Below are 27,000 nucleotides of genomic sequence, written 5' to 3'. Positions count from 1 at the left end.
ATGAATTTCGAATACTCAAAGAAATCAATAGAATTACAAGAAAAACTAAACACTTTTATTGATGCCCATATTGTACCAATAGAAAAGGAATTCTTGGCTTTTCAAAGTGATGCGAATAACATGTGGAAACGTTTTCCAAAAACGGAAATGTTAAAGCAAAAAGCAAAAGATGCTGGTTTATGGAACTTATTTTTACCTAAAGATTATGGAGAATTAAGTCCAGGTTTAACCAATTTAGAATATGCACCATTAGCAGAAATTATGGGAAAAAAAATCTGGATTTCAGAGATTTTTAACTGCTCTGCCCCAGATACTGGAAACATGGAGGTTTTGGCGAAATATGGAAGTGAATTTCAGAAAAAGAAATGGCTTACTCCTTTAATGAACGGAGATATTCGTTCTGCTTTTTTAATGACAGAACCTCAAGTTGCATCTTCAGACGCTACAAATATTGAAACTTCAATAATACTAGAAGGAGATGAATATGTTATAAATGGCCGTAAATGGTGGTCTTCTGGAGCAATGGATCCACACTGTGAAGTAGCTATTGTAATGGGTAAAACAAACCCTGAAGCACATAGACATCAGCAACAAAGTATGGTGTTGGTTCCTATGAATATACCAGGTTTAAAAATAGTAAGGCCACTATCTGTACTAGGTTTTTATGACTCACCTGAAGGACATGCAGAAATAATATTAAACGATGTTCGTGTACCTAAAGAAAACCTAATTTTAGGTGAAGGTAGAGGTTTCGAAATAGCACAAGGACGTTTAGGTCCTGGTAGAATTCATCATTGTATGAGATTGGTTGGCATGGCCCAATATGCTTTAGAAATGATGTCTAAAAGAACTTTAGAAAGAGAAACTTTTGGTAAAAAGTTTTATGATTATAGTAGTATTCGTCATGAAATTGCAAAATCTGCTTGCGAAATAGAACAAGCACGCTTGTTAACCCTATCTGCTGCAGATAAGATGGATAAGGTTGGTAACAAACATGCAAAAGATATAATTGCTATGATTAAAATTGTAGCACCAAACATGGCTCAAAAAATAATAGATAGAGCTATTCAAATTTTAGGAGGAAAAGGTGTTGGCCCAGATACGTATTTGGCACATTATTATGCAATTGCAAGAATGTTACGTTTAGCAGATGGTCCAGATGAAGTTCATATGTATCAATTAGGTAAAAGTTGCATCAAAAAATTTGGGAATTCATGAGCAATCAAAAAGTAAGAAAAGGAGAAGAATTACCAGAACTACCTTTAAAAAAGTATTTGAAAGAAATTAATTTAATTGATGATATTCAAAGCGATTTAAACGTAGTGCAATTTACACATGGCTATTCTAATTTAACTTATCTATTACAAATTGAAGGTAAAGAATTTGTACTTAGAAAGCCACCCAAAGGTGCCATAAAAAGAGGGCATGATATGGGGCGTGAATTTAAGGTTCAAAAGGCCATAGCCTCTCAATTTTCTAAAGTTCCAAAAATGTATGGATTTTCTAATGACGAAGCCATTTTAGGAAGTGACTTTTATATTATGGAAAAAGTAGAAGGCATCATTTTAAATTACAAGGAAGCTCAAAAGAGAAAAATTTCAGCAAAAGATTATCAAATAATTGCGAATTCTTGGTTAGATACCTTGATATCATTACATAATGTAGATTACAATGCAGTTGGTTTAACTGGTTTAGGAAAGCCAGAAGGCTATGTTGAAAGACAAGTTACAAATTGGGGCAAACAGTACTTAAAAGCCAAAACAGATGAATATCCAGAAGCGGAAATGGTAATGGATTGGATGCAGAAAAATCAACCTAAAACATATAATTATTGTTTAATTCACAACGATTTTAAATACGATAATGTTGTTTTTAAAGATGATTCATGGCAAGAAATTTCTGCAGTTTTAGATTGGGAAATGGCTACCTTAGGAGATCCATTTATGGATCTTGGAACTTCATTAGGATATTGGACTGTAGCTACAGATCATGAATTTGTGAAACAAGGCATCCCATCTCCAACTATTTTTGAAGGTAATCCTATAAGAAGTGAAATTGCACAACAATATATTCAAAAGTCAGGAAGAACAACAGAAAGCTTAGTATTCTATTATGTTTTTGGTCTGTTCAAAATTGCTGTGATTGCACAACAAATTTATTATCGATATTCTAAAGGTTGGACAACAGATCCTCGATTTGCAAACCTAAACAAGGCAGCAGAACTATGTTGTAAACTGGCTTTAAAAGCAATTAAAACTAAATCAATAGACTAATGGAAGTAAAAAATAAAATTGTAATTGTTACAGGAGCAGGTTCAGGCATTGGTAAAGCAACAGCAGTGCATTTTGCAAACCATGGAGCAACAGTAGTAGTATCAGACATTAATTTAGAGAGTGCAGAAAAAGTTGTGCAAGAAATTGTAACAAATAGAGGAAAAGCGATACCTATAAAAGCAAACGTTGCTGTTTTTGATGAGTTTGAAAGGTTAATACATGAAACAGTTGCCAAATTTGGACAGTTAGATGTTTTAGTGAATAATGCAGGTATTGGTCCACATTTATTAAGAACTCATGAATCTTTAGTAAAAGATTGGGATAGAGTTATTGCCGTAAACCAAACAGGTGTTTTTTATGGAATGAAGCTTGCTTTGCACCAGTTTTTAGAACAAGGATTTGGAAATATTGTAAATATAGCTTCTTTAGCTGGTTTAAAGGCATCACCTAATAATATTAGTTATAGTGCCAGTAAATTTGCAGTGGTTGGTATGACAAAGTCTGCAGCTATGGAATATGCCACTAAGAACATTAGAATAAATGCAGTTTGTCCTGGGTATACAGAGTCTGCTTTGTTAACACAACTTATCAATGCAAAGCCAGAAATGGATGCAATTTTAAAAAGTGTAATACCTATGAAACGTTATGGTAAAGCAGAAGAGATAGCAGATGCAGTTGTGTGGTTGGCTTCAGATAACACAAAATTTATTACTGGGCAAACCATAACATTAGATGGAGGAACTTCTTTGTAAGATCTCATTAGCGTTAATAGAATTAGTTTATCAGCTAAAAAGTCTTTTTTTACTGTAGGATATATTAAGTATTTTTGAAGAAATCAAACAAATCAAAATAAAATTTAAATATTAGAAATTATGAAAAAATGGTTAATTCCGGTTATAATTATAGGAGTAATAGCATTCGCAATATATAGTTGGGCAAAAGGTTTTAATAACGAAGCTGTAGTTTTACAAGAAGATGCTAAAACCACTTGGTCTAATGTAGAAAGTGCCTACCAAAGAAGAAATGATTTAATTGGTAATTTGGTAAAAACAGTACAAGGAGCTGCAGATTTTGAAAAAAGTACCTTAACAGAAGTTATTAATGCAAGAGCAAAAGCAACATCTACAACTATAGATGCAGGTAATTTAACTGCAGAAAATATGGCACAATTTCAGCAAGCACAAGCAGGTTTAAGTGGTGCTTTATCTAAACTATTAGTATCTGTAGAACGTTATCCAGATTTAAAAGCAAACACAAACTTTTTAGAATTACAGAGCCAATTAGAAGGCACAGAAAATAGAATTAATGTAGCAAGAGATCGTTTTAATGAAGGTGTAAATAAGTACAACAAGCACATCAAAATTTTTCCAAACTCTTTGTTAGCAGGTATGTTTAATTTTGAAGAAATGGATAGATATAAAGCAAATCCAGGTTCTGAAAATGCACCAGATGTTAACTTCGATTTTAATAAAGCAGCCTAAATGTCTAAAGTAGAAGCATTTTTAACAAAAGACGAAGAGCAAGAAATTATTGCGGCTATTAGAACAGCAGAAACCAATACTTCTGGAGAAATTCGTGTTCATATGGAAGCCACATCAACCAAAGATCATTTTGATAGAACTTTGGAGGTATTCCACATGTTAAAAATGAACAATACAAAAGATGAAAATGCAGTTTTAATCTATGTTGCAGTAAAAGATAAAAAGTTTGTTATTTATGGTGATAAAGGTATAAACAATGTTGTGCCATCAGATTTTTGGAATGCTACAAAAGATGTTATGCAAAATCATTTTAAAAATAACAATTTTAAGCAAGGTTTGGTAGAAGGTATTTTAAAAGCAGGTGAAGAGCTAAAAGAACATTTTCCTTGGCAGATAGATGATGAGAACGAACTTTCTAATGAGATTTCTAAAGGATGATATTGAATAAGCAGTTTTTAGCAAGCAGTAAGTTAGTAGGTTTAAGTAAAAAGGGGTTCATATTTATAGCGATAGTTTTTTCCTTACAAACCTTTGCTCAAGGATTTCAAATTCCAGAAAAACCAAAGTTTCAAACTAGTGTTTACGATTATGTAAACCTTTTATCGCAGTCGCAAAAATCAAATTTAGAGAATAAATTAGTTCGCTATTCAGACACTACATCAACCCAAATTGTTGTGGCCATTATAAATTCTACAGAAGGTGAGAATATTAATTATTTGGCTGCAAATTGGGGCGAAGAATGGGGAATTGGAGATGCAGAAAAAGACAATGGAGTTATAATTTTATTGGCTAAAAATGATCGAAAAATCGCTATCCAAGTTGGTAGAGGAGTAGAATATTTATTAACCGATTTTCAATCAAAAAGAATCATAGAAAGAGTAATAATTCCTGAATTTAGAAAAGGAGATTTCTATGGAGGTTTAGATAAAGGCTCAGATTACATATTTAAAACGCTGCAAGGTGAGTTTAAAGGCACTAGAATACAAGAAGAGAAAGGGTTTGACCCTGGAATTGTATTTTTTATTCTTCTTATTGTTATATTTTTCATCATAATTTCTAGAGGAAATAAAAACAACAGAGGAGGAGGAAGACGTTTTAGACGAGGTTCTCTAGCAGACACTATTTTCGATACAATCATTTTAAGCAACGCTGGTAGAGGTGGAGGAAGCTTTGGTGGTGGTTTTGGAGGTAGCTCATCAGGAGGTGGTTCTTTTGGTGGAGGTGGTTTTGGTGGCGGATTTGGAGGAGGCTCTTTTGGTGGAGGAGGCGCTTCTGGAGGCTGGTAATTAGCTATTCTATACAACAGCCAAACCCTATTTTTTAATCTTATTTTAATTGCATTTTCATGAAAAAACTATTTATTCTTAATTGCTTACTTGTGTTTTTTAGTTGCCAAAATTTTGGTCAATTAAAAATGTTGGGGGATTTACCTAATTCTCTAAAAGAGGTTTCAGGGAATGAATATATTCAGAATTCTAACGCTATTTGGATTTTAGAAGATGGAGGAAATTCATCTGATATTTACAGAATTTCTTCTAAAGGAAAAATTTTACATGAGTTAGATGTTGATGCTAAAAATAAAGATTGGGAAGACTTAACATCAGACGAATTTGGAAATTTGTACATTGGCGATTTTGGAAATAATTATAGCAAACGTAAAAAGCTAAAAATCCTAAAAATCGACAAAAATGATTTAGATAAGAAAGATGCAAAGGTTCAGGAAATCGAGTTTGAATATGAAGATCAAAAAAAGTATCCACCTAAAAAGAAAGTCCGTTATTTTGATGCAGAATCTTTCTTCTACTTTAATAACAACTTTTATGTTTTTACAAAGAGTAGAGTAAAAAACAAATATGGCAAAACTTCTTTATATAGAGTACCAGCAACACCTGGTAAACATAAAGCTAAGTTAATTGGTAAGTTTGATAATGGTAAAAAAGAATCCTCTTGGATAACTTCTGCAGATATTTCTGATGATGGTAAAAAAGTAGTTTTATTATCTCAAAAAAATATTTTAATCTTTACCAATTTTACAGGAGATAATTTCTTTTCTGGCTCTGTAAAAAAAATACCTTTAACTCATAAATCTCAAAAAGAAGGTATCTGTTTTAAAGGCGATAACACACTTTTAATTACGGATGAAAGAGCAGGAGGTGAAGGAGGAAATTTATATGAATATAGCTTAAAATAGAACGATATATTTATACAACAAAAGAAGCCAGCCAAGGGTTAAAAATAAACCTCCTAAAGGTGTGATTGGTCCTAAAAACTTCAATTTTTTTCCTTTATATGTAGAAATTACTAAACCATAAATTGAAAAGGAAAAAAGAACTACTCCTATAATAAAGCTGTAAACAATGTAATTATCAATAGCCAAAGTATCATTTAGATTATAGCCTAATACTAATAAAACAATGGCATGATACATTTGATATTTTGCACCAGTTTCAAAACTTTGTAATTGATCTTGATTTAGTTTTTTCTTTAGTAGGTGAGCGCCAAATGCACCTAAAACTATTGCTAAAAATCCGAAGATACTTCCAAAAATTAATGCGATTACACTCATTTTATTTATAAATCAAAACCTACGTTAAACATAATTCGTAAACCATCTTCACCAGTAAATGCAGAGATGTTTCCTGCAAAAATATCTGCAGTGTTAAAGAAAAAGCCACCACCTATAGATGTATTAGGTGTGTTCGAGTAAAATTGTGGATTAGTAACAATTGTATTCGGTGCTCCCCAAACTTTACCATAATCGAAACCAGCAAATAAACCAATATTCATAGGCACTAAGTTGGTTTTTACATCTCTTAAATTCCATCTTACATCACTTGAATGATAAAATGCATTTTTACCTGTAAAACGCTGATTTCTATAACTTCTTAAACCATTATTACCACCAATATTTGCTGCTTGATAAAACTCAAAATCATCACCGAAAATAAATTGGCCATGAACTTTAGTAGCAAAAACCAATTTACCACTAGGAATTAATTTATGTGTAATTCCTAAACCAGAACTAGTGTAAGAGAAATTATTACTACTTGCCAAGTTTTTGGTATAGCCAACACTTACCATAAAATCCATAGCTAGTGTTGGAAAAGCAGGGTTGTCTGCATGCTTATAGCTGTAACTTGTTTCTAAGTTGATAAAGTTTTCTCTGTTAAAGATTCTGTTATCTGCTGCATATTGTGTTTCTAGGTATCTACCTGCAGTTCTATCTACGTTATAACTATTAAATTTTGCACCAATTTTTAATTCATCACCTAAGTCTCCAATCCATTTTACAAAAGAGCCTGCTTTAATTTGTGATATTTTAACCCTATTGTAATCTCTATCTTCTGTACCATCTGCCTCTAAATTTTCTGAGTTATTACCAAAACCAAAAAAGTTTAAAGCGTAATTTGGACCTGTATATTGTGCTTCGAAACCTAAGTTCCATTTATTTAAAATATTGGCATATTCACTGTTATAATTCAGTTCAAAACCATTAGTTGCAAAATAGTAAAAAGCAGAAATTGTATATTTTCTCGTAAACGGATTTCTTTCGAATGAGTTTACTAAAAAGGTGTTTTTTAAACCTAATTTTATTCCATCATCTGGGTTGTAACCAATTGCAGGAGATATGGAGTTTTTCTGACTTTTTAATTTCTTGTAATCGTAAGTATTTGTATCATAATCATCAGTAATTTTCTTACTAACATTAGGTGTTATAAAAGTGTTTTTCTTCGATTTTTGATCGTAAATTTTCACCTTTTTTGTTCTATTTATTTCATAGGTGTCATTATTTAAACCTCCTATAATCTTTATACGAATTGCATTGTTGTTGCCAGTTTCACCATTTACAACAAAAACATCATCATCATCTAAACCATAAATCCAAATTTCTTTAGTTGTGGCAAACTTATACCTTCTTTGGTGTATAATATCCGCTTTTTCTCCATCTTTAATTCTGTAAGCAGTTACTTTTGTATCACCATTTACAAATCTTTCAATTTCGAAATGATCGTCTTTATTGGTCCCCTTAATTACTTGAAATCTATTTAAATATTTAAAGTAGGTGTCAGAAATGTCTTGCAAGTTTTTTCTTCTACCAATTAATTTCTGTTTGATATCATTTACAGTTTCATCATTTACTTCTTTAGGAAACTTTGCAAATGCACTTTCTATTACTTCATCTGTAATTTGAGATTGAATAATAGCTACTTGTGCATCCCAAACATCTTTGTCTGATGCATGAATTAAAGTCATGTCTATTGGGTAGCCAGATAAATTAAACCATCTTGGCTTTTCTATGTCTTCTTGATAAGAACGCATACCCCTTAAATCTGGAATTAATCTAGTAAAAATATTAAGTAAAATACCATCACTAAATACAGAAAATGCCTGATCTCTATCTCTAGGAACTGGCCTGTACACAATTTTGTCTCCTTCCTCAAATTCAGCCCATCTCCACTGGTCTTGATGCCTATCCCAATCTCCAATAAGCATGTCAAATAAACGTGCTCTAATGTAAGCTTCTTCGTCTAAAACGTATTTTTCATCCTTCTTTAAATTTTTTCTGAGGTCATCTGTACTTATTATTTCATCTGCATATCCAAAGCTTTTTTTATCTCCATGACCATCTGCTGTACGTTCTTCAATCATGTATAATTCATCTCCATAATCCGCATTAAATTCGCCCAAACCTTTTTGTTTTGGCACATAAAATAAAATAGGATTTGAGTGATACACATCTATAGCATCTGCTAATTCTCCAATAGTGAATGGTGCATAAGGATGTGAACCTGTAAAAACATCTAATAACAAACTTTCTGTGTAAGTTTTATCAAACTGACCCTCTACATATTGATCTTTAAATGCAACAGCTTGTAAATATTGAACTGCATTTTTGCGCAAAGCCCTCATTACATATTCTCTACCTTCTTTGTCTTGTAAACGCAAAGATTTAGATTGATGACCTCCACCTCTTCTTACAGGTGTTAATCCACCATACAAAGTGTCTAATTTTACTGTAGGAGCTACAATTTTTTCGCCAAAATATTTGCGATATCTTTTACCCCAAAGTAAGTTATATACATTACCTTTTTTAACTTCTTTATCTGTATAAACAGAAGCTTCTTTTTCGCTTAAATCAACATTAGGAAATTCTGAATATTCTATAATACTATCTTTTTCGAAAACATTAGCCTCATAAACAATTTTACGTTCTTTAGCTGTGTAAAAATGAACTGTAGATGCACCATCTTCATAAACATCTAGCCTTGCAAAACCTTGAGTTCCATAAGAAAATTTACCTCCGTTTACATTTTTAGTTGCTGTTAATTTAGAACCAGAACCACTAACAATTTGAGGTATGTTATCTTGAACTATATATTGAATACTATGCTCATGACCAGAAACAAAAATGATTTTTTCATTTTGCTGAGCTAAACTAATAATACGTTTTCTAAGCGTATTGTATTTGTCATTCTGCTGATCTGTATTGGTTAAACCAGTAGTTTTACGAAGTATATTTTTGGCAGTTCCTAAAATTGGTGCAGGTGACATGTGGCTTTTAAAAGAATAATACCCTCCATGAGGACCATTAGTAAACATTGGGTGATGTAGTGCTAATAAGGTAGTTTTTCCTTGCGATTTTTTTATTAAACCCTCTAATTCCTCAAAAAACTTAGCTCTCGTTTTTATTTCACAATCATCGTTAATTCCTGGGTGTTTGTCCCAATTTGTTACATACCAATGAGTATCAACAACAATAATGTTAATTTCATCATTTACTTCAATTTTCTCTAAAGGACATCCATTATCTGGCTCAAAACTCTTTTTACCTAAGGCATCTTCTACTAATTTTTCTTGATCTTTTAAGCCTTGTAAACCACTATACCAATCATGGTTTCCAGGTATAAAAAGTGATTTTCCTGGAAAATTTTTAGCAATATCTGTTTGAACTTTTAAGCGATGATTGGCTAGTTTATAGCCTTTTTTATTTTTATTTGGAATACCTTTAGGATACACATTGTCTCCCAAAAAGATAAGTGTTGAATTTTCTTTTGCTTTTAAAATTTCTTGACTCAGATATGATAAAGCAGAATCTCTTTTATATAATTCAGAATTTCCTGCATCACCAATTAAATAAAATGAGTGTAAAACTTTACTGTTTGTTTTAGGTGTAAATTTCTGGCCCTCTGTAATTTGCATATCTATTGTAGCACAAGCAGATACAAGAACTATTAATAAAACTAAGGCAATATATTTTACGAATTTCATATTGGTAAAATTAACTATTTTAAAATTGACTTTCTAAAAAGATTTAGCTCCTCTTTCGTGTCAATATCTATATGATTAGTTGGCAAATTTGATGATAAAACTTCGTTTTTATGTGCGTTAATAAAACTTTTAGCACCTCTATCACCATTAATTTTTAGTAGAGCTTCAAAATAAATTTTAGGGATGATTACAGGAACTCCAAAATGAGCTGGATATTTGGTAGCTATAATTTTTGTAGGATTTTTTAAAGACAAGCTTTTCATAGATAAAAGATAAGCTATATCTATAGCTGGTTGGTCTGCTAATAGGATAAAAATAGCATCAAATTTTAAATGTTGATTTTTAAAATAATTAAGCCCTGAAATTATGCTAGTACTTAAACCATCAGCAAAATTATCATTGTAAATTGTTGTTATTTTTGAAGCTGAAATGGATTGTTTAATACGATTAGCATTTGCGCCTAAAACACAATAAACATTATTTTTTTGTAATAATTTTGCCTTTTCTAAAGTGATGTTTAAAAGGGTTTTGCCTTCAATTTTCTCTAGCTGTTTGATACTTTGCATGCGAGATGATTTACCTGCAGCTAAAACTAAAATAGCAATCTTCATAAGGTTAGTTACTATGTATTTTACTAGTAATATTTCTAAGAGAAAAAGGATCTTTATTTCTTGTTACTGCTAAAATTTCTGCAATAATAGAAATTGCAATTTCTTGTGGTGTTTGAGCACCAATATGCAAACCTGCAGGCGTATAAATAGTTTCTAAAAATTCTTCTGTAGTTTCAGGAGCAAATTCAAAAAGCTCATTAAATAAACGTTCTCTTCTTTTAGGTGCACCTAAAATACCTATGTAATTCGAACAGTTTTCTTTAGATAGTTTTACGAGATATTTTAAATCTTGCACATAACTATGGTTCATTAAAACAATTGCACAATTTTCTTTGATGTCTTTAAATTCAATGGTTTCAGGACTTTCGCCTAAAACTTTATTAGCTCCAGGAAAATCCGATAGTTTCTTACTGTCTTTGGCAGATGTAATCACTTCTATTTCCCAACCAAGATTTGCTGCAATTTTACACAATTGCACTGCATCATGTTCTCCACCAAAAATTACTAATTTAAAGGCAGGTTGTAATACTTGTGAAAAAACTTGTGTTTGCTCATCAATGGTGAATTGCTTACTAAACGAAAATTGCTGTCCATTTTCAAAAGTGATTACAGAACCATAAGCACCAAAAGATTCGTCTTCTAGTTTAAAATTGCTTTCAATTTTTAATGATTCTCTTTTTGAATATGCTTCTAGAAATACCGCTATAAAATCATTCTTAATAAATATAGGTTCTATTAAAATGTACAAAATACCTTCACAACCCAATCTGTACCTACCATCATAAGTTATGATTTTTGGTTTGTTGTCTTTAAAAACAGTTTTTGATCTTTGTATGATTTCTTTTTCTACACAACCACCAGAAACTGCACCTACTGAATGTAAATCTTCCGAAATTAGCATTCTAACTCCAGGTTTTCTGTAAGATGAACCTTCTAAATGTACAACAGAGGCCATCACATTTTTCAATCCTTTTTCTTGATTGATTACTGCTTGTTGTATGATTTCTTTAAGTTCGTGTATCAATTTTAAGAGAGTTTTAATGGCATTTCTGTTAATCTTTCTCCTGTTAATCTTTTTACTGCATTCCCTATAGCAGCAGCAATTGGTCCTAAAGGAGGTTCGCCAACAGGCCCTGGTTTGTCCATACCTTGCAGTAAGTGTACATTAATTTCTTTTGGAGCATGTTTTATCATAGCCATTTCATAAGGTCCGAAAATGGTAGGTTGTAATTGGCCATCTTCTATATACATTTTTTCGTGCATGGCTGCACTCATGGCCATTATCATTGCTCCTTCACATTGTGCTCTAACTTGATCTGGATTTACAGCAATTCCACAATCCATAACACAAGTAACTTTATGCACTTTTATTTCTTTGTTTTCTATAGATACTTCTACAACTTGTGCACATGGTGTTCCTGTATCTGTTGAACAGGCAAAACCCATGGCTCTTCCATTAGAAACAGTCTCAGAATAATTTGATTCTTCTTGTACTTTTTTAATAACGTTTTTTAAACGAATTCCTTCTTCATTTTCTTTTATCTGCACTAAACGCAATTCAATAGGATTTTTATTGTTTTGAAAAGCCAATTCATCAACAAAACTTTCAATAGCAAAAGTATTAGCCAGCAAACCTAAACTTCTCCACCAACTTGTGGCAAATGGCAAGGTTTTATGCCACTGAATAGATCTAACATTTTTTATGTCACTGTAATGAATTCGTCCTCCACGAATTGCACCAAAATCTGCACCTAAAACTGTATTTGCAATACCTGGTAAAAGCAGTGAATCTATAGCCACATTACCACTTGCAAAGTGATGCTCTAAATGCTCAATCAAACCTTCCTCATTTAGTTTACCTCTCATAATATGGTGTGTTGGAGGTCTAAACATATCATTTTGAAACTCTTCTTTTCTAGTGAAGAAATACTTTACTGGTTGCCCAACTGCTTTAGATAATTTAATAGCTTGAATTGCATGATTTGTATTTAAGCGTCTACCAAAACCACCTCCTAAATAGGTAGGAATTACATTTATATCATCTGTATCAATATCTAACGCTTTTGCAATTTGATTTTGTGTAATACCAATTACTTGGGTAGATAAAATTACGGTTACTTTGCCATCTTTATAAGAAGCAACAGCACCATTTGGTTCTAATTGTGCATGAGCACCAATTGGACTTTTAAACTCCAGCTCTAGAAAATCTTCATCATCATTTTCAAGAACATCACCCTCTTTTTGAACAATCATTTCATCTCCACTACCTACAGTAATTAGATTTCTTATATCTTCTTCTGTCCATTTTTTAGGGATGTTCCATTCAATATCAACCTCAAGTTTTGCAGCTAAAGCTTCTGGATATGTTTTAGCAACAATACCTACCCAGTCATCAATTTGTACAACCTTTACAACTCCTGGCATTTGTTCTGCCTTACTAAAATTGGCACTTTTAAAGGTGGCTCCAATATATTCTGGTCTTAAGATAACTGCATGAAGCATATTGTCCATTTCTGCATCCATTCCAAAAATAGGATCTCCATATACCTTTGCCTTTAAGTCGATTCTTGGTACAGGTTTACCTACCAATTTATAAGAATTTACGGGCTTTAATTTCGGTGTATCTGGTATTTCCCATTCAGTAACATTCGCAGCAATTTCTGCAAACGATAATTCTTTACTTTCATGAGTTACTATTCCATTTTTAGTTGTTATATCATCAACAGAAACTTCCCATTTTTTAGCAGCCTCTAACTTTACCATTTCTCGAGTTGTAGCTGCCAATTCACGAATGGTAGTCCACATAGAAGCAATAGATAAACTACCTCCAGTTCCAAGTCTGTCTACAATTCCACTAGCAGAACTTGCAGCAATTACTTGCATTTGGTTGATATTTACATCTAATTCGTCTGCAGCTATTTGTGCTAAGCCAGTAAAAGTACCTTGGCCCATTTCTACTTTAGGAGAATGTAAAATGATGTTATTGTCTTTTGTGATTTCAAACCACAAATTAGCATCTGTACCTGAGCCAGAATAAGGTGCCACAAAAGACTCAGCAAAACCAATAATTTCTCTTCGAATTGGATTACGAAATAGATAGGTACCTACAGCCAAAACTCCAAGTGTACCTAAACCACCTCTAACTAAAAATTTTCTACGTGATAATTTCTTGCTCATGTTTTATAGTTTAGATTCTCTTGTTAATTCAGCAGCTCTATGAATTGCTTTTCGCATTCTGTAATAGGTTGCACATCTACAAATATTAATAATATTGTTATCTATATCTTCATCTGTTGGATTGTCGTTTTCTTTTAAAAGGGCGGCTGTAGCCATCATAAAACCTGGCTGACAATATCCACATTGAGGCACTACTTCTTCTATCCAAGCCTGTTGCACAGGATGTGGGTTTTCTGCATCACCCAAACCTTCAATAGTAGTTACGTTTTTACCTTCTGCAAATTTTACTGCATAAGAGCAAGAACGCACAGCAACATCATCTATATGCAAAGTACATGCACCACAAGCTGCTTTACCACAGCCAAATTTGGTGCCTTTTAAATTTAACACATCTCTAACCACCCATAAAAGAGGAGTATTCTCATCAGAAACATTAACTGTAATAGCTTCGTTATTTATTTTAAATGATATATTCATTGTTTCTTTTTTGCGATTAATTTTCTGGAATTACTGCACCATTAGCAATCCATTCTTTTACAACTCTTTTAAATTCTTCCTCAGAAATTGGTGGAATTTCTCTTTTTTCTCCTGCAGCATTTACACCAGGATTCCAGGCCCAAAGCACTAAATCATCTTCTGTTAAATGCTTTTCTACACCTTTTAAATCTTTACCACCGTTTTTATTTTTATCTAAAATTACTTCTGCAATTTCTTTTCTTGTTAAACCTTTCCAAGCCATAGATTGTGGAGCTAAACCCCAATGAGGAGCTCCAGGCACACCTGAATAATTATTGTTTTCTTTTTGATGACAAGTTGCACATTTTGTAGCTTCAAAACCATGATCTTTCTCACCACCTTTCATTCCAAAATAGTGAGGATGACTATCTATACCTTGTTTTGGAATGTTATCACTTGGATGACAATTCATGCATCTTGGATGTGTAAGAACATCCATCATTTTATTAAAATTATCAGAATTTTCTGAAGCATTTATAAGCTTAGTTTCTAAAGGAGTATAGTCTTTTTCTGTTTTGTTGTAGTTAGAAGCCCATAAAATTCCTCCTAACATTAAAAGCGGAATTATATAAAAACGATTTCTTTTTTTCATGTTTGGCTGATTTTTGTGTTGTGATAAACTATTAAGTACAAGTTTAGGGTACCTAAAGTTACAGTAAATAATTTAAAGAATATAATTTCTAATTTTTTACAATAGCATTAGCAGTAAACTGATTGGAAATGAGTTTTAATTTTGGTAAGATATATTTCTTACAAAAGGGTTTTTGAGGATTCTTCTTGTAATAGTTCTGAAACTGATTTTCAGAAGGTTTAAACTCAGAGAAAGGTAAAATCTGTGTGATGATTTGACTTGCTGTATTTTCTTGAATTTCAGTTAGAATATTTTCGCTTTCTATTTTTTGCTGATTCGAAAATACATAAATAGCAGATCTATACTTCTTTCTCATAGAATGATTGCTAGTGCTTTTATGTGTGGCCAAATGAATTGAAATTAAATCTTTTAAATTAATTTCTACTGGATTGAAATGTACAATTACAGCCTCTGAAAATGTGCTATTTTTATCAGTTGAAGCAACCCAACCTTGATTTACTTCAGCCACCCCTTGTAAAGATTGAAAAACAGCTTCTGTACACCAATGACAGCCACCACCAAAAGCTATTTTATTGGTTTGCATATGTAGTTATTCTGTAACTTTTACCCCTTTCCAAAAAGCTACGTGATTCTTAATATTATTTGCAGCCTCAAAAGGACGCCCATAAAACCATGCTGCATCTTTATTCTCTTTTCCATTAACCACTAAAGTGTAGTAAGAGGCTTCACCTTTCCAAGGACAAGTGGTTCTAGTTGTACTTGGTATATAGAACTCCTTTTTTATACTATTTTCAGGAAAATAATGATTATTCTCCACAACTACTGTTACATTACTTTCTGCTATTATTTCGTTATTCCAAATTGCTTTCATAATTATTTAGTTTAGGTTAAGAGCTACAAGATAACATTGAACAACCTACTTTATCTCTTGCCCATTCAGGTCTTTTTGCAAACCATTTTTCATAATTTGGTTGTTCTGAATATGGTTTTTTTAATAATTCAAATAACTCATTAATTAAGCTGTAATCTTTATTGTTTGCAGCATCAATAGCTAACTGTGCCATATAATTTCTTAATACATATTTCGGATTTACGGCATCCATTTTTTCTTTACGTTCATCAAAAGGTACTCTTTCAATCGCTAATCTATCTTCATATTTATTGAACCAGCTATTCCATCTAATTTTTACATCATCAGAAATACTTTCTAAATCATAAAATGCATCTTCAATAATTTTAAAACCTTCTTTAGTGCTAGAAAAATCACTTAAATTTCTAAAGAAAATTGTCATGTCTGTTTCTACTAATTGTAAATTATCTTCTAATTCTTGTATCAATTTTAAATCATCTTCATCAACAACAAAAAGCCCTAATTTACTTTTCATCATTTGTAAAGATTTTCTTTCAAAATCTGTCTTGTATTTATTCAAAATAGCTTCTAAAGGAGAAGCATCTTCAATTAAAGGATATAAAGCATTAGCAAGTTGATATAAATTCCATAGACCAATATTAGGCTGATTTCCATACCTATAGCGTTTATTTTGTCTGTCTGTGGTATTTGGTGTCCAGCCAAAATCGAAACCTTCTAGCCAACCATAAGGTCCATAATCTATGGTTAATCCTAAGATAGACATGTTGTCTGTATTCATAACTCCATGAACAAAACCTACTCTTTGCCAATCAATAATCATGTTTAAAGTTCGATCTGCGACTTCACCAAAAAATTGAATATAGGTTTCTTTAGAAGGATTTCCTAAATGAGAAAAATGATGTTTTATGGTATAATCTGTTAGAATTTTAAGATTTTTAAAATCATTTCTTGAGGCAAATATTTCGAAATTTCCAAAGCGTAAAAATGATGGAGATATTCTAGAAACAATGGCGCCTTTTTCATAAGCAGGATTTCCATCATACATAACATCTCTTAAAACATCGTCTCCAGACAAAGCTAAAGATAAAGATCTGGTTGTTGGTACTCCTAAATGATACATGGCTTCTGCACATAAATATTCTCTAATTGATGAGCGTAAAACAGCTAAACCGTCTGCAGTTCTAGAATAAGGAGTTTCACCAGCACCTTTTAATTGTACTTTCCAATTTTTATTATCATGTTCTACTTCAAATAAATTAATAGCTCTACCATCACCTAATTGACCTGCCCAATTTCCAAACTGATGACCTCCATAACACATGGCATAAGGCTTTGTGTTTGGGTATACTTCATTACCCGTAAATATTTTTTTAAATAGGGTTGATGTGGTTTCTTCTTGTGTAATACCCAGTTCATTTGCCATTTCTTGAGATACATGAAGTATCTCAGGTTGCTGTGTCTTTTTTGGATTTACAAAAGAATATACAGCATCTGAAACTTGTCTTCTAGTATTTTCTAGAATACTATCTGCTGGTAATTCATTTAAAAAAGTATGTTTCAGGTTTAATTTCATGCTAATTTATCTGCGTGTAATTTTCTAATTTTTGCTAATTTTGGTTCTATTACATAAGTGCAATAGCCATAACCTTGGTTGTTTTTATAAAAATCTTGATGTTCTTGCTCTGCCTCATAAAATATTGGCAAAGGACTAAGTTCTGTAACTATTTTATCATCAAAATAAACTTGTAATTGCTTTAAAACTTCTTCTGCAATTTTTTGCTGATTTTCATCATGATAAAAAATAACAGATCTGTATTGTGTACCTCTATCTGCACCTTGTCTGTTTAATGTTGTAGGATCATGAGTTGTCATAAAAATCACTAAAATATCTTCGAACGAAATAACATTTGCATCATAGGTAATTTGAATTACTTCTGCATGACCTGTTAAGCCAGAACAAATTTCTCTATAAGTAGGTTTGCCAGGTGCATTACCACCTGCATAACCAGATACTACTTTTTCTACGCCTTTAACTTCCAGAAAAACGGCTTCTGTGCACCAAAAACATCCACCACCAACTGTGGCTATTCTAATATCTTTACTCATTGTTTTTTTCTAATTTCATAGATTCAGAATTTATGCAATAACGCAAACCACTTGGTTCTGGTCCATCAGGAAAAATATGACCCAAATGAGCATCGCAAGTATTGCATAAAACTTCTACTCTAACCATACCAAATGTGGTATCTTTTACGTACTGAATTGCATTTTTTTGAATAGGTTGAGTAAAACTAGGCCAACCAGAACTCGATTCGTATTTTATGGTAGAGTCAAAAAGAGGTGTATTGCAACACACACAATTGTATTGGCCTTCATCATAAATAGAACATAATTCGCCTGTATGAGGTCTTTCTGTACCTTTTAATCGTGTTATTCTAAACTGTTCTGCAGTTAAAATTTCTTTCCATTCTGCCTCTGATTTTTCAACTCTTTTCTCTGGAGTTGGGTTTCCTTTGGTAGCAAAATGTATAATATCTTTCCAAGTAAGCATATAAATTATTTTCTTTTAAAATCTTTCTTAAAAATAGTCGTTTAAACACTTAAAAAATTACAATTGAAAACGGATTTAAGTATAGAATTAACTTCTATAAATTTACGATAAAATGAAGAGGTTAAAAAGCAAAATTATTTGTTTATTTTTGATAAAAATTTTAGCATGAACAACGTTATTAATGAAGTAGAGAAATTTGTTTACAATTTATTGAGTGAGAAATTACATGCCAATTATGTGTATCATAATTTATCTCATACTCAAAGAGTTGTTGAGAAAACTATAGAAATTTCTGAAGATTCCGATATTAAAGGAGATGATTTAGAAAATTTGGTTATTGCTGCTTGGTTTCACGATGTTGGCTTTACTGTAAGTGATGAAAATCATGAAGAGGAAAGTATTAAAATTGCCTCAGAATTTTTAAAATCGCACAAATTTAACGAGGAGCGCATAACTGCTATTGGTGAGCTTATTCTTGCAACTAGAATGAATTCGATTCCTAAAAATAAATTAGAAGAGGTTTTAAGAGATGCAGATTCTGCACATTTAGCTTCAGGTAACTTTTTTGATTATACTTCTTTGTTGAGAAAAGAGTGGGAGTTGGTGTTAGAAAAAACCTACAGTAATAAAGAATGGATTACTCTAAATCTGGCTTTTTTTACACAGAAGCACAGATATTATACTGAGTTTGCACTGAGAAATTGGAGCAAGCCAAAAGATAAAAATTTAGCCAAACTTTTAAAAAATCAAAAGAAGTTAAAAAAAGAGAATAAAAAGTTTAAACAAAAGAAAGAGGCTTTAGATCTTAAGAAAAATAAAAGTATTGTACCTGAAAGAGGTGTAGAAACAATGTTTAGGGTAGCTTTAAGAAACCATATTACTTTAAGTGATATTGCAGATACCAAAGCCAATATTTTACTTTCTGTAAATGCCATTATAGTTTCTTTGGCACTTTCTAGTTTATTACCAAAGTTAGACAATCCTTCAAACTCACATTTATTTGTGCCAACAATTATATTTGTTGGGTTTACTGTAATCTCTATAATTTTATCAATTTTGGCTACTAGACCTAATGTAACAGAGGGCAAGTTTACGAAAGAAGATGTTGCTAAAAGAAAGGTAAACCTATTGTTTTTTGGTAATTTTCATCAAATGAAATTAGATGATTTTGAATGGGGAATATCTGAAATGATGCAAGATAGAGATTATCTTTATGGCTCATTAACCAAAGATTTATACTATTTAGGTTTGGTTCTGAACAGAAAATATAAAATACTAAGAATTACCTACACTGTTTTTATGACAGGTATTATTGTAAGTGTAATTGCGTTTGCAGTATCGTTTTCATTTCAAGAAATAGCTCCTTAAGATTCTATTTCTTTAATTAAATCATTAAACGTAATTACTTTTTTGGCGTCAAAATTTTCTTGATAAATTACTTCAACACGAAGTGCTTTTAGACCTGTAGCACCTTGTAATTCCTCCAACTCTAAGAACTCTAATTTACCTAGTTGATTTCTAGATTGTAAGAAGTTAATGTACTTTATGTATTCTAAAGCATCTTTGTCTTGTGAGTAAACAATGGCAATTTTACCAGGAACTGTTAATCTATCTTCAGTGTTTTTTATGTAAGCCTTGTCAATTCGTTTTTTAATAATTTCATAACGAATGTTATAAGCCCCATCAACATCAAACTGCTTTTCATCCATCCTAAATTTAATAGCCATAGGATTGCTGTGTACTAAAATTAAAGAAGCCACTCTAAGTTCTTGCTTCATTTTAGAAAGTTCGCTGTAGGCAATATTTTCCATTTCGCACATGGTTTGTAGTTGCCATAAACGAAGGTTGTATAGGTAAATATCATCAAAAGTATCTTCTTTGGTGATAGATTGCCCAATGTAAATATTAAACTCAACACCATCTGTTTTGTATCTTTCAAAGTAATGAGGATACATTTTTTGAGCTTCTTTTTGTTTTAAATCTAAGTATCTAGAAAGTTTATCATTTAAACGATTTACACTTTTCTCATACTCTTTTCTTTTTTCGTAAACCACACCTAAATCTGGATCCAAACGATTCATGTAAATGTTTACTTTTTTAGAAAGCTCTTTATTAATGTCTTTTATATGATTAAAAACAGGATAGATTTCACGCTTTAAAAACTCTAATATATTTATTTCATCACCAGCATTAAGTTCACTTTTTACCTCTTTTAAGAACGTGTTTATTCTAAACATAAGTTCTTTGTAAATAGGTAATGCTTCTCTTTTGCAAGCATGTTCTAGTACATCTATAGCCAAGGAAAGTTGTGTAATTAAATCTTCTTGAATGGCTTCATTTCTAGCATCTGAACTACCTTTAATATCACTCTGTCCAAAAATAGGGTACACATCATCAAAAATAATTTCATCTAACTTTGCATTCTCATTGGTTTGAGATTCTACATGAAATTTTTCTACAGCTTCATAAAAACGCCATTTTACAGCACTATGTATTGAAGTGTAATTTTCTTGGATGGTAGCCTCCAGAACATTTTGACGCTCTTCAGAAGATCTTTTTACAGCTGCCTCAAAAACAGGAATAATATCTTTCAGCTTGTTGATATTTACTGAATTTAAATCGTAGGCTCTTGGTGAAGCAATTTCTAATAATGCCAAATCTCCTTTTCCTGAAGCTAAAATTGGTATTAAAATAATACTCTTTATACCTGAATCATATAGATTTTGGTAAAATGGATTTTTACCTGTATTTGCTCCATATTCATCAATATCTGAAATAATAAATGTTTCGTGTTTCTTAAAAACTTTCTGCATAATTGTATTGCAGAAATAAGAATTATCGCATTTAATTTCTTCTACATTGCTAAGAATTAAGCTATTAGATTTGTTTACTATGGTTTCGCAAATCTTAGAATTTATTTTGTCGAAAATAGAATAACCTAATCTTAAATCTTTTATACTATAAAAATCTCTTAAGTTGTTTTGTAGTTTAAAAATCAATTGATCTCCACCTGCTAATAAATTTGCTTTAATTGCAGATAACATTTCTTCTGCAGTAACATCAAATAAATTAATAATACCAAAACCTTTAAAAATATAGCTGTTTGGTGGAAATTTTTCTTTCCATAAATCTATGTTTTCAAAATTATTTAGCAATTCTCTAAAATCTTCTTGAGTAAGTTCTGGCGCATTTTCTGTAGGGATTACTTCAGAAAAATCGGCATTAAAAGCAGCTCTATAATATTTCATGGTTCCTGTTTTTTTATCAGGAATATCGAAATAGAAAGGTCTTTTTATATCGATTTTAAAACCATAAACAAAACCTAAAATAAAGGTACATGCCATTACAAACATGCTGTTATCTTCAAAATTGCGAACAACTAATTCGTAATCTTCACCTGCATTTTCTATAATATCTTCAAATCTGTCTGTAAATTTAAACGAGGTAAATGAGAAAGGAATACTAGCAGCCTTTATTTCATTTGTTCTTAGAGGTTCAGGAAATAAAGGGTCTAAGAGTAAGTTGATTTGCTCTTTATATTTGGTTAACAAACTAAGATCAGAAAAACCATCAATTAATTCTGGATGATTTTTAAAGAGCGTTACCATTTTTTTTGCTGCATCATGATATGGGTGATGAGCAAAATTATTTTCGGCATATTTTTCAAATAAAACGAAAACTTTTTGAAAAGAAATATTGAGTTGTAATGGCAACTCTACATCATCTATTTTAGTTGATTTTATGATATTCATGCTTCAAAGATTATAAAATGGTACTCTTTTAGACGCTTGATTTGAGTTTAAGTTACAAAAAATATAATTACATCTTATTTTTGTCTGAAATAGATGGTAATTGGTACTCCAGAAAAATTATAAATTTCACGCAATTTATTTTCTACAAAACGTCTATAAGGATCTCTAACATATTGAGGCAAATTACAGAAAAACGCAAACTGAGGAGTTTGTGTAGGTAATTGCATACAGTATTTGATTTTAACAAACTTACCTTTAATTGCTGGTGGAGGATAGTTTTTAACCACTTCTAGCATTACATCATTAAACTTACTTGTTGGAATTCTGTTTTTTCTGTTTTCAAAAACCTCTACAGCAGTTTCGATAGCTTTAAATAAACGCTGTTTGGTTAATGCTGATATAAAAACAATTGGCACATCTGTAAAAGGTGCAATTTGTTCTTTTACCTTAGCTTCATAATCACGCATTGTATTGGTTTCTTTTTCAACCAAATCCCATTTGTTGATTAGAATAACAACACCTTTTCTATTTTTCTCCGCTAACCAAAATATGTTTTGGTCTTGACCTTCAAAACCACGAGTAGCGTCTATTACTAAAATGATAACATCTGAGTATTCAATAGATCTTACAGCACGCATTACAGAATAGAATTCTAAATCTTCTTTTACTCTAGATTTTTTACGAATTCCTGCAGTATCTACTAAATTAAAATCAAAACCAAACCTGTTATATTTAGTATCTATAGAGTCTCTTGTAGTACCAGCAATATTGGTTACAATATTTCTGTCTTCGCCAATTAATGCATTAATAAATGAAGATTTTCCTGCATTTGGCCTACCAACAACAGCAAATCTCGGTAATTCCTTTTTTTCTAAATCTACTTCTTCTGGGGCAGGAATTTTTTCTGCTATTGCATCTAATAATTCACCTGTTCCACTTCCGTTAATAGATGAAATTGTATGATAGTCTCCTAAACCTAAATTATAAAATTCAACTGCATCTGCATCACGCATTGCATTATCAACTTTATTAACTGCAGTAAAAATTGGTTTTTTAACTTTTCTTAAAAGCTTTGCAACCTCAGCATCCATAGGTGTTATACCATCTTCAACATCTACAACAAAAACAATTAAATCTGCTTCGTCAATTGCTAATTTAACTTGCTTTCTAATTTCTTCCTCAAAAATATCGTCAGAACCAATAGCATATCCACCTGTATCAATAACAGAAAACTCCTTTCCATTCCAATCAGATTTTCCATAATGCCTGTCTCTTGTAACTCCACTTACAGAATCTACAATAGCTTCTCTTCTTTGAACCAATCTGTTAAATAAAGTCGATTTTCCAACATTTGGTCTTCCTACAATGGCTATAATACTATTCATTTGTTAAAATAATTTGGTGCAAAGATACAATTAAAGCCAAGATTTTTAGTTGTATTTTTAGAGACAGTTAAATACCTTAATTATGAAAAAAAGTTTTAGTTCTATAGTGTTTTCAATAGCGATAGTTATTGCTGCTTATTTATTGGGTGATGCCATTATAAATAGAAATAATGGACAAGGGAATATTTCTGTAACAGGTTTGGGTAATGCTAATTTTACTTCAGATTTAATTGTTTGGGAAGGTTCTTTTTCTAACACCAATAAACAATTGAAACAAGCTTATAATAATCTTGAAAAGGATAAAAAAATTATTACAGAATACTTGATTTCTAAAGGAATTACAGCAAATGAAATTGTTTTTAAAGCAGTACAAAGTAGAAAGGATAATAAATCTATTTATGTGAATGGCAAATATGCTGGAGATGAGTTTTTAGGGTATGTTTTAACTCAATCATTACAAATCGATTCTAAGAACGTAGAAACCGTAGAGAAAATATCTAGAGAAATAACTGAATTATTAAATAAGGGTATCGAATTCTACTCTCAACCACCAAGGTATTATTATACAAAATTGGCAGATTTAAAAGTGGAAATGATTTCTAAAGCTACTGCAGATGCAAGAGCGAGAGCAGAGAAAATTGCTGATAATTCTGGTGGTAAACTGGGTGATTTAATTTCTGCGAAAATGGGAATATTCCAAATCACTGGTCAAAATTCGAACGAAAGTTATTCTTGGGGAGGCGCTTTTAATACATCTTCTAAAGAAAAAACAGCTTCAATTACGATGAAGTTAGATTATTTGTCTGAGTAATTTTATTGTTGATACCCAAATCTTTTTAATTGATTTTTATCGCTTCTCCAGTTTTTATTTACTTTCACGTAAAGTTCAATAAATACTTTCTTTTGGAAAAAACGCTCTAAATCTTTACGTGCTTCTGCACCAACCCTTTTTATAGCCGTTCCTTTATGGCCAATAATGATTCCTTTTTGTGTATCTCTTTCCACCATTATTATAGACCTTATTCTAACAATATTTTCTTCTTCAATAAAGCTTTCTGTTTCCACTTCAACTGAATAAGGAATTTCCTTTTTATAATGCGTTAGAATTTTTTCTCTGATTTTTTCGTTTACAAAAAAGCGTTCATTTTTATCTGTTAACTGATCTTTTGGATAAAAAGGAGGACTTTCTGGCAACAATTCTATGATTTTATAAAAAACAGCATCTACATTAAATCGTTCTAAAGCAGATATCACATATACAAAAGAGTTGGGTACTTTTTCTCTCCAATAGGCAATCTTTTCATCTACTTCTTCCTTGTTTGATTTGTCAATTTTGTTCAATAAAAGAATAACCGGAATTTTACTATGAATAATTTTGTTAAAAAAAGCTTCATTCTTTAAAGCAGTTTCTCCTACTTCAACCATATAAATTAATACATCAGCATCTTCAAAAGCAGATTTTACAAAATCCATCATAGAAGCTTGTAATTCGTAGGCTGGTTTTATAATTCCAGGTGTATCAGAAAATATAATTTGATACTCTTCATGGTTTACAATTCCTAAAATACGGTGTCTCGTAGTTTGTGCTTTAGGCGTAATGATAGATAGTTTTTCGCCTACCAAAGCATTCATTAATGTTGATTTACCAACGTTTGGGTTACCTATTATATTTACGAATCCTGCTTTATGTATCATAAATACAAAGGTAATTAGTTTTAATCTTTGTTTTAATTTTTCAGTATTAAAAAATAATTAAAATAAAGTTTGGTTTCTACTTAGTTTGTGTTGTATATTTGCAGTCCAAATCGCGGGATAGAGCAGTAGGTAGCTCGTCGGGCTCATAACCCGAAGGTCACTGGTTCGAGTCCAGTTCCCGCTACTAGCGTAAAGCGTATTAAATCAACGAATTGTGTCTCACAATTCGTTTTTTTATGCCTTTAAATTCTTTACTTTTACAAAACGTACACGAAAACGTACACGTTTTTTCTATGAAATTGAATTATTCTGAACCAAAAATCTACACTGGAGGAGTAGATATTTCGACTTGGTCTAAACTTACAGCTAAACAAAAAAATAACGCTTTAGAGCGACCTTGGTATCTCTATTTTTCTTTTCGAGATCCATCGTCTGGAAAATTAGTTAGACAGCCTAATATTAAAGCTGGTGCTAATCGATTTAAAACCAAAACAGAACGTTATTCTTATTTGAAAAAGCTTCAACAATCGTTAATACAATTATTGCAATTTGGATTTAATCCTTACCAAGATAATACTGACCTAGAAAACCAGTTTCTTTCTGGGGAAAAAACGCAATCGAAGAAAAAGCCTCAAATTAAAAATCAAGTTAAGGAGAAAGATTCTATAAAAGAAAATAAGAAGCCTAGGGAGGTTCAAGGGATTCCTGAAAAAACAATAGAAGAGGCACTTGATTTTGCTTTAGATATTAAAGTAAGTATGATGAACAAAAACTCCTTTGTTCAATATAGTAGTAGAATTGGTCTTTTTAAAAAATGGTTGAAGTCTAAAGAATACCTGAACAAACCATTAAGTTTTATTACTAGAAGAATTATTACAGAATATTTAAATGAAGTTCTGAAAAGAACTAGTCCAAGAAACCGAAATAATTCAAGAACGGATCTTGCCTCAACATTTCAACTATTAGAAGATAATGAATGGATAACTGTCAACTTTGTAAAAAGAATACCAAAGTTAAAATCGATTCCAAAAAGAAATAAAACCTATTCTCCAAAACAAGAAGATGAAATTTTTGAATACTTAGAGAAGAATGATCCTTATATGATTTTATTTATTCGATTTGTTTCTTACAGTTTTTTGCGTCCTATAGAGATTTGTAGATTAAAGGTTGAAGATATTGATGTTGAAAATAAATTGATGTACATTAAGTCAAAGACAAAACCTGTTCAAAAGAAAATTATACCACAAATTTTGTTGGATCATCTTCCAGATTTATCACAAAAAGATCCAAGAGCCAACTTATTTGGACGCTATGAAATTGGGGAGATTTGGGATGCAGAACCTATTAATAAAAGAAACGAATTTTCGAAACGTTTTAAAGCTGTTAAAGATCATTTCAAATTAGGATCTGATTATGGTATATATAGTTTTAAACATACTTATGTTACAAAATTGTATGTGAAGTATGTAAAAACCATGACTCCTCAACAAGCTAAAAGTAAATTAATGAATATTACCGGTCATGTTACATTAGATGCTTTACAAAAATACTTAAGAGATATTGATGCAGAAATGCCAGCTGATTATTCAGAAGATTTTGCTTAATTGAATGAATTGGTTTTTAGGTAATTGAATTGACTTCAAATGTTTAGAGAACTTTTTTTATTCAAAAGGGTTATATAAATTAAACCTTCATTTGCTTTCTTATAATCGAGGTTATTTGATTTACTCCTTAAATCATTCCATTTAAAACTTGATAAAAGTTGTGCACGGTCATTAAAAGTTGGTTTAAGTCGTGCACAGTCATGTCGTATCTAGTAAACTCGG

25 protein-coding genes and 1 tRNA gene are annotated in these 27,000 nt (G+C 31.4%); 11 read left to right on the top strand and 15 right to left on the bottom strand.

Features of this window, described 5'->3' with window-relative positions; translation table 11 throughout:
• The 7 genes from MED152_RS07490 (at position 1) to MED152_RS07460 (ending at position 5,945) form a co-directional block, all read left to right on the top strand.
• Positions 1 to 1,218 carry an acyl-CoA dehydrogenase family protein gene (locus tag MED152_RS07490; RefSeq protein WP_015481257.1) on the top strand — a complete coding sequence of 406 codons (1,218 nt, stop codon included), beginning with the start codon at positions 1 to 3 and terminating at the stop codon, positions 1,216 to 1,218.
• The gene (locus MED152_RS07485) at positions 1,215 to 2,273 is read left to right on the top strand and encodes a phosphotransferase family protein (protein WP_015481256.1); all 1,059 of its coding nucleotides are present in this window, start codon (positions 1,215 to 1,217) and stop codon (positions 2,271 to 2,273) included. The genes MED152_RS07490 and MED152_RS07485 overlap by 4 nt, the downstream gene beginning before the upstream one ends.
• Positions 2,273 to 3,025, top strand: coding sequence for an SDR family NAD(P)-dependent oxidoreductase (locus MED152_RS07480; protein ID WP_015481255.1), 753 nt, complete (start codon positions 2,273 to 2,275; stop codon positions 3,023 to 3,025). The genes MED152_RS07485 and MED152_RS07480 overlap by 1 nt, the downstream gene beginning before the upstream one ends.
• A gap of 120 nt (positions 3,026 to 3,145) precedes the next feature.
• On the top strand, positions 3,146 to 3,754 hold the full coding sequence (locus tag MED152_RS07475; RefSeq protein WP_015481254.1) for a LemA family protein: 609 nt from the start codon (positions 3,146 to 3,148) through the stop codon (positions 3,752 to 3,754).
• Positions 3,755 to 4,192, top strand: coding sequence for a TPM domain-containing protein (locus tag MED152_RS07470; protein ID WP_015481253.1), 438 nt, complete (start codon positions 3,755 to 3,757; stop codon positions 4,190 to 4,192).
• Positions 4,189 to 5,040 carry a YgcG family protein gene (locus MED152_RS07465; RefSeq protein ID WP_015481252.1) on the top strand — a complete coding sequence of 284 codons (852 nt, stop codon included), beginning with the start codon at positions 4,189 to 4,191 and terminating at the stop codon, positions 5,038 to 5,040. The genes MED152_RS07470 and MED152_RS07465 overlap by 4 nt, the downstream gene beginning before the upstream one ends.
• Before the next feature lie 59 nt (positions 5,041 to 5,099).
• Positions 5,100 to 5,945 carry a hypothetical protein gene (locus MED152_RS07460; RefSeq protein WP_041383469.1) on the top strand — a complete coding sequence of 282 codons (846 nt, stop codon included), beginning with the start codon at positions 5,100 to 5,102 and terminating at the stop codon, positions 5,943 to 5,945.
• Here MED152_RS07460 and MED152_RS07455 read toward each other — a convergent pair.
• From MED152_RS07455 to msrB, 12 genes are all read right to left on the bottom strand, one after another.
• Positions 5,937 to 6,320 (bottom strand): DUF423 domain-containing protein, encoded by a 384-nt coding sequence (locus MED152_RS07455; protein WP_015481250.1) that lies wholly within the window; start codon positions 6,318 to 6,320, stop codon positions 5,937 to 5,939. The genes MED152_RS07460 and MED152_RS07455 overlap by 9 nt on opposite strands.
• 5 nt (positions 6,321 to 6,325) lie before the next feature.
• Positions 6,326 to 10,024, bottom strand: a complete 3,699-nt coding sequence (locus MED152_RS07450) for a metallophosphoesterase (protein ID WP_015481249.1) — start codon at positions 10,022 to 10,024, stop codon at positions 6,326 to 6,328.
• 14 nt (positions 10,025 to 10,038) lie between these two features.
• On the bottom strand, positions 10,039 to 10,635 hold the full coding sequence (locus MED152_RS07445; RefSeq protein ID WP_015481248.1) for an NTP transferase domain-containing protein: 597 nt from the start codon (positions 10,633 to 10,635) through the stop codon (positions 10,039 to 10,041).
• Between the two features lie 4 nt (positions 10,636 to 10,639).
• Positions 10,640 to 11,659 carry an XdhC family protein gene (locus MED152_RS07440; protein WP_015481247.1) on the bottom strand — a complete coding sequence of 340 codons (1,020 nt, stop codon included), beginning with the start codon at positions 11,657 to 11,659 and terminating at the stop codon, positions 10,640 to 10,642.
• 2 nt (positions 11,660 to 11,661) lie between these two features.
• The gene (locus MED152_RS07435) at positions 11,662 to 13,812 is read right to left on the bottom strand and encodes a xanthine dehydrogenase family protein molybdopterin-binding subunit (RefSeq protein ID WP_015481246.1); all 2,151 of its coding nucleotides are present in this window, start codon (positions 13,810 to 13,812) and stop codon (positions 11,662 to 11,664) included.
• Between the two features lie 3 nt (positions 13,813 to 13,815).
• On the bottom strand, positions 13,816 to 14,289 hold the full coding sequence (locus MED152_RS07430) for a (2Fe-2S)-binding protein (RefSeq protein WP_015481245.1): 474 nt from the start codon (positions 14,287 to 14,289) through the stop codon (positions 13,816 to 13,818).
• Positions 14,290 to 14,305: 16 nt separating this feature from the next.
• Positions 14,306 to 14,920, bottom strand: coding sequence for a hypothetical protein (locus MED152_RS07425; RefSeq protein WP_015481244.1), 615 nt, complete (start codon positions 14,918 to 14,920; stop codon positions 14,306 to 14,308).
• A gap of 88 nt (positions 14,921 to 15,008) precedes the next feature.
• Positions 15,009 to 15,503: a peptide-methionine (S)-S-oxide reductase gene (locus MED152_RS07420; RefSeq protein WP_015481243.1), complete on the bottom strand. Its 495-nt coding sequence runs from the start codon at positions 15,501 to 15,503 to the stop codon at positions 15,009 to 15,011.
• A 6-nt stretch (positions 15,504 to 15,509) separates the two neighbouring features.
• Positions 15,510 to 15,791, bottom strand: coding sequence for a DUF427 domain-containing protein (locus MED152_RS07415; RefSeq protein WP_015481242.1), 282 nt, complete (start codon positions 15,789 to 15,791; stop codon positions 15,510 to 15,512).
• Positions 15,792 to 15,807: 16 nt separating this feature from the next.
• Positions 15,808 to 17,364: a YdiU family protein gene (locus tag MED152_RS07410; RefSeq protein ID WP_015481241.1), complete on the bottom strand. Its 1,557-nt coding sequence runs from the start codon at positions 17,362 to 17,364 to the stop codon at positions 15,808 to 15,810.
• The gene (gene msrA, locus MED152_RS07405; RefSeq protein WP_015481240.1) at positions 17,361 to 17,897 is read right to left on the bottom strand and encodes a peptide-methionine (S)-S-oxide reductase MsrA; all 537 of its coding nucleotides are present in this window, start codon (positions 17,895 to 17,897) and stop codon (positions 17,361 to 17,363) included. The genes MED152_RS07410 and msrA overlap by 4 nt, the downstream gene beginning before the upstream one ends.
• The gene (msrB, locus tag MED152_RS07400; protein ID WP_015481239.1) at positions 17,890 to 18,342 is read right to left on the bottom strand and encodes a peptide-methionine (R)-S-oxide reductase MsrB; all 453 of its coding nucleotides are present in this window, start codon (positions 18,340 to 18,342) and stop codon (positions 17,890 to 17,892) included. Before msrB ends, msrA begins: the two co-directional genes overlap by 8 nt.
• A gap of 165 nt (positions 18,343 to 18,507) precedes the next feature.
• On the opposite strand from msrB, the gene MED152_RS07395 reads away from it, so the two are divergent.
• Entirely contained in the window at positions 18,508 to 19,710 is a 1,203-nt protein-coding gene (locus MED152_RS07395; RefSeq protein ID WP_015481238.1) for a Pycsar system effector family protein, read from the top strand.
• Here the strand turns inward: MED152_RS07395 and MED152_RS07390 are convergent.
• The gene (locus MED152_RS07390) at positions 19,707 to 22,094 is read right to left on the bottom strand and encodes a hypothetical protein (protein ID WP_015481237.1); all 2,388 of its coding nucleotides are present in this window, start codon (positions 22,092 to 22,094) and stop codon (positions 19,707 to 19,709) included. The genes MED152_RS07395 and MED152_RS07390 overlap by 4 nt on opposite strands.
• Positions 22,095 to 22,168: 74 nt before the next feature.
• Entirely contained in the window at positions 22,169 to 23,479 is a 1,311-nt protein-coding gene (gene der / locus MED152_RS07385; RefSeq protein WP_015481236.1) for a ribosome biogenesis GTPase Der, read from the bottom strand.
• Positions 23,480 to 23,561: 82 nt separating this feature from the next.
• Here der and MED152_RS07380 point away from each other — a divergent pair, with 82 nt between their 5' ends.
• Positions 23,562 to 24,290 carry an SIMPL domain-containing protein gene (locus MED152_RS07380; protein ID WP_015481235.1) on the top strand — a complete coding sequence of 243 codons (729 nt, stop codon included), beginning with the start codon at positions 23,562 to 23,564 and terminating at the stop codon, positions 24,288 to 24,290.
• 2 nt (positions 24,291 to 24,292) lie between these two features.
• On the opposite strand, the gene era is transcribed toward MED152_RS07380, so the two are convergent.
• Positions 24,293 to 25,174 (bottom strand): GTPase Era, encoded by an 882-nt coding sequence (gene era / locus MED152_RS07375; protein WP_015481234.1) that lies wholly within the window; start codon positions 25,172 to 25,174, stop codon positions 24,293 to 24,295.
• 111 nt (positions 25,175 to 25,285) lie between these two features.
• Between era and MED152_RS07370 the strand changes: the two genes are divergently transcribed.
• Both MED152_RS07370 and MED152_RS07365 read left to right on the top strand, forming a co-directional pair.
• Positions 25,286 to 25,358: transfer RNA gene (locus MED152_RS07370), tRNA-Met, on the top strand.
• A gap of 109 nt (positions 25,359 to 25,467) precedes the next feature.
• A complete protein-coding gene (locus MED152_RS07365; protein ID WP_238559133.1) occupies positions 25,468 to 26,778 on the top strand; it encodes a tyrosine-type recombinase/integrase in 1,311 nt (436 codons plus the stop codon).
• Positions 26,779 to 27,000 lie beyond the last annotated feature (222 nt).

Origin of the sequence: Polaribacter sp. MED152, from assembly GCF_000152945.2 — a bacterium.
In the GTDB taxonomy this organism is placed as follows: Bacteria; Bacteroidota; Bacteroidia; order Flavobacteriales; family Flavobacteriaceae; genus Polaribacter.
The sequence above is the reverse complement of the archived record's forward strand: the minus strand, read 5'-3'. Positions and strand labels throughout refer to the sequence as shown.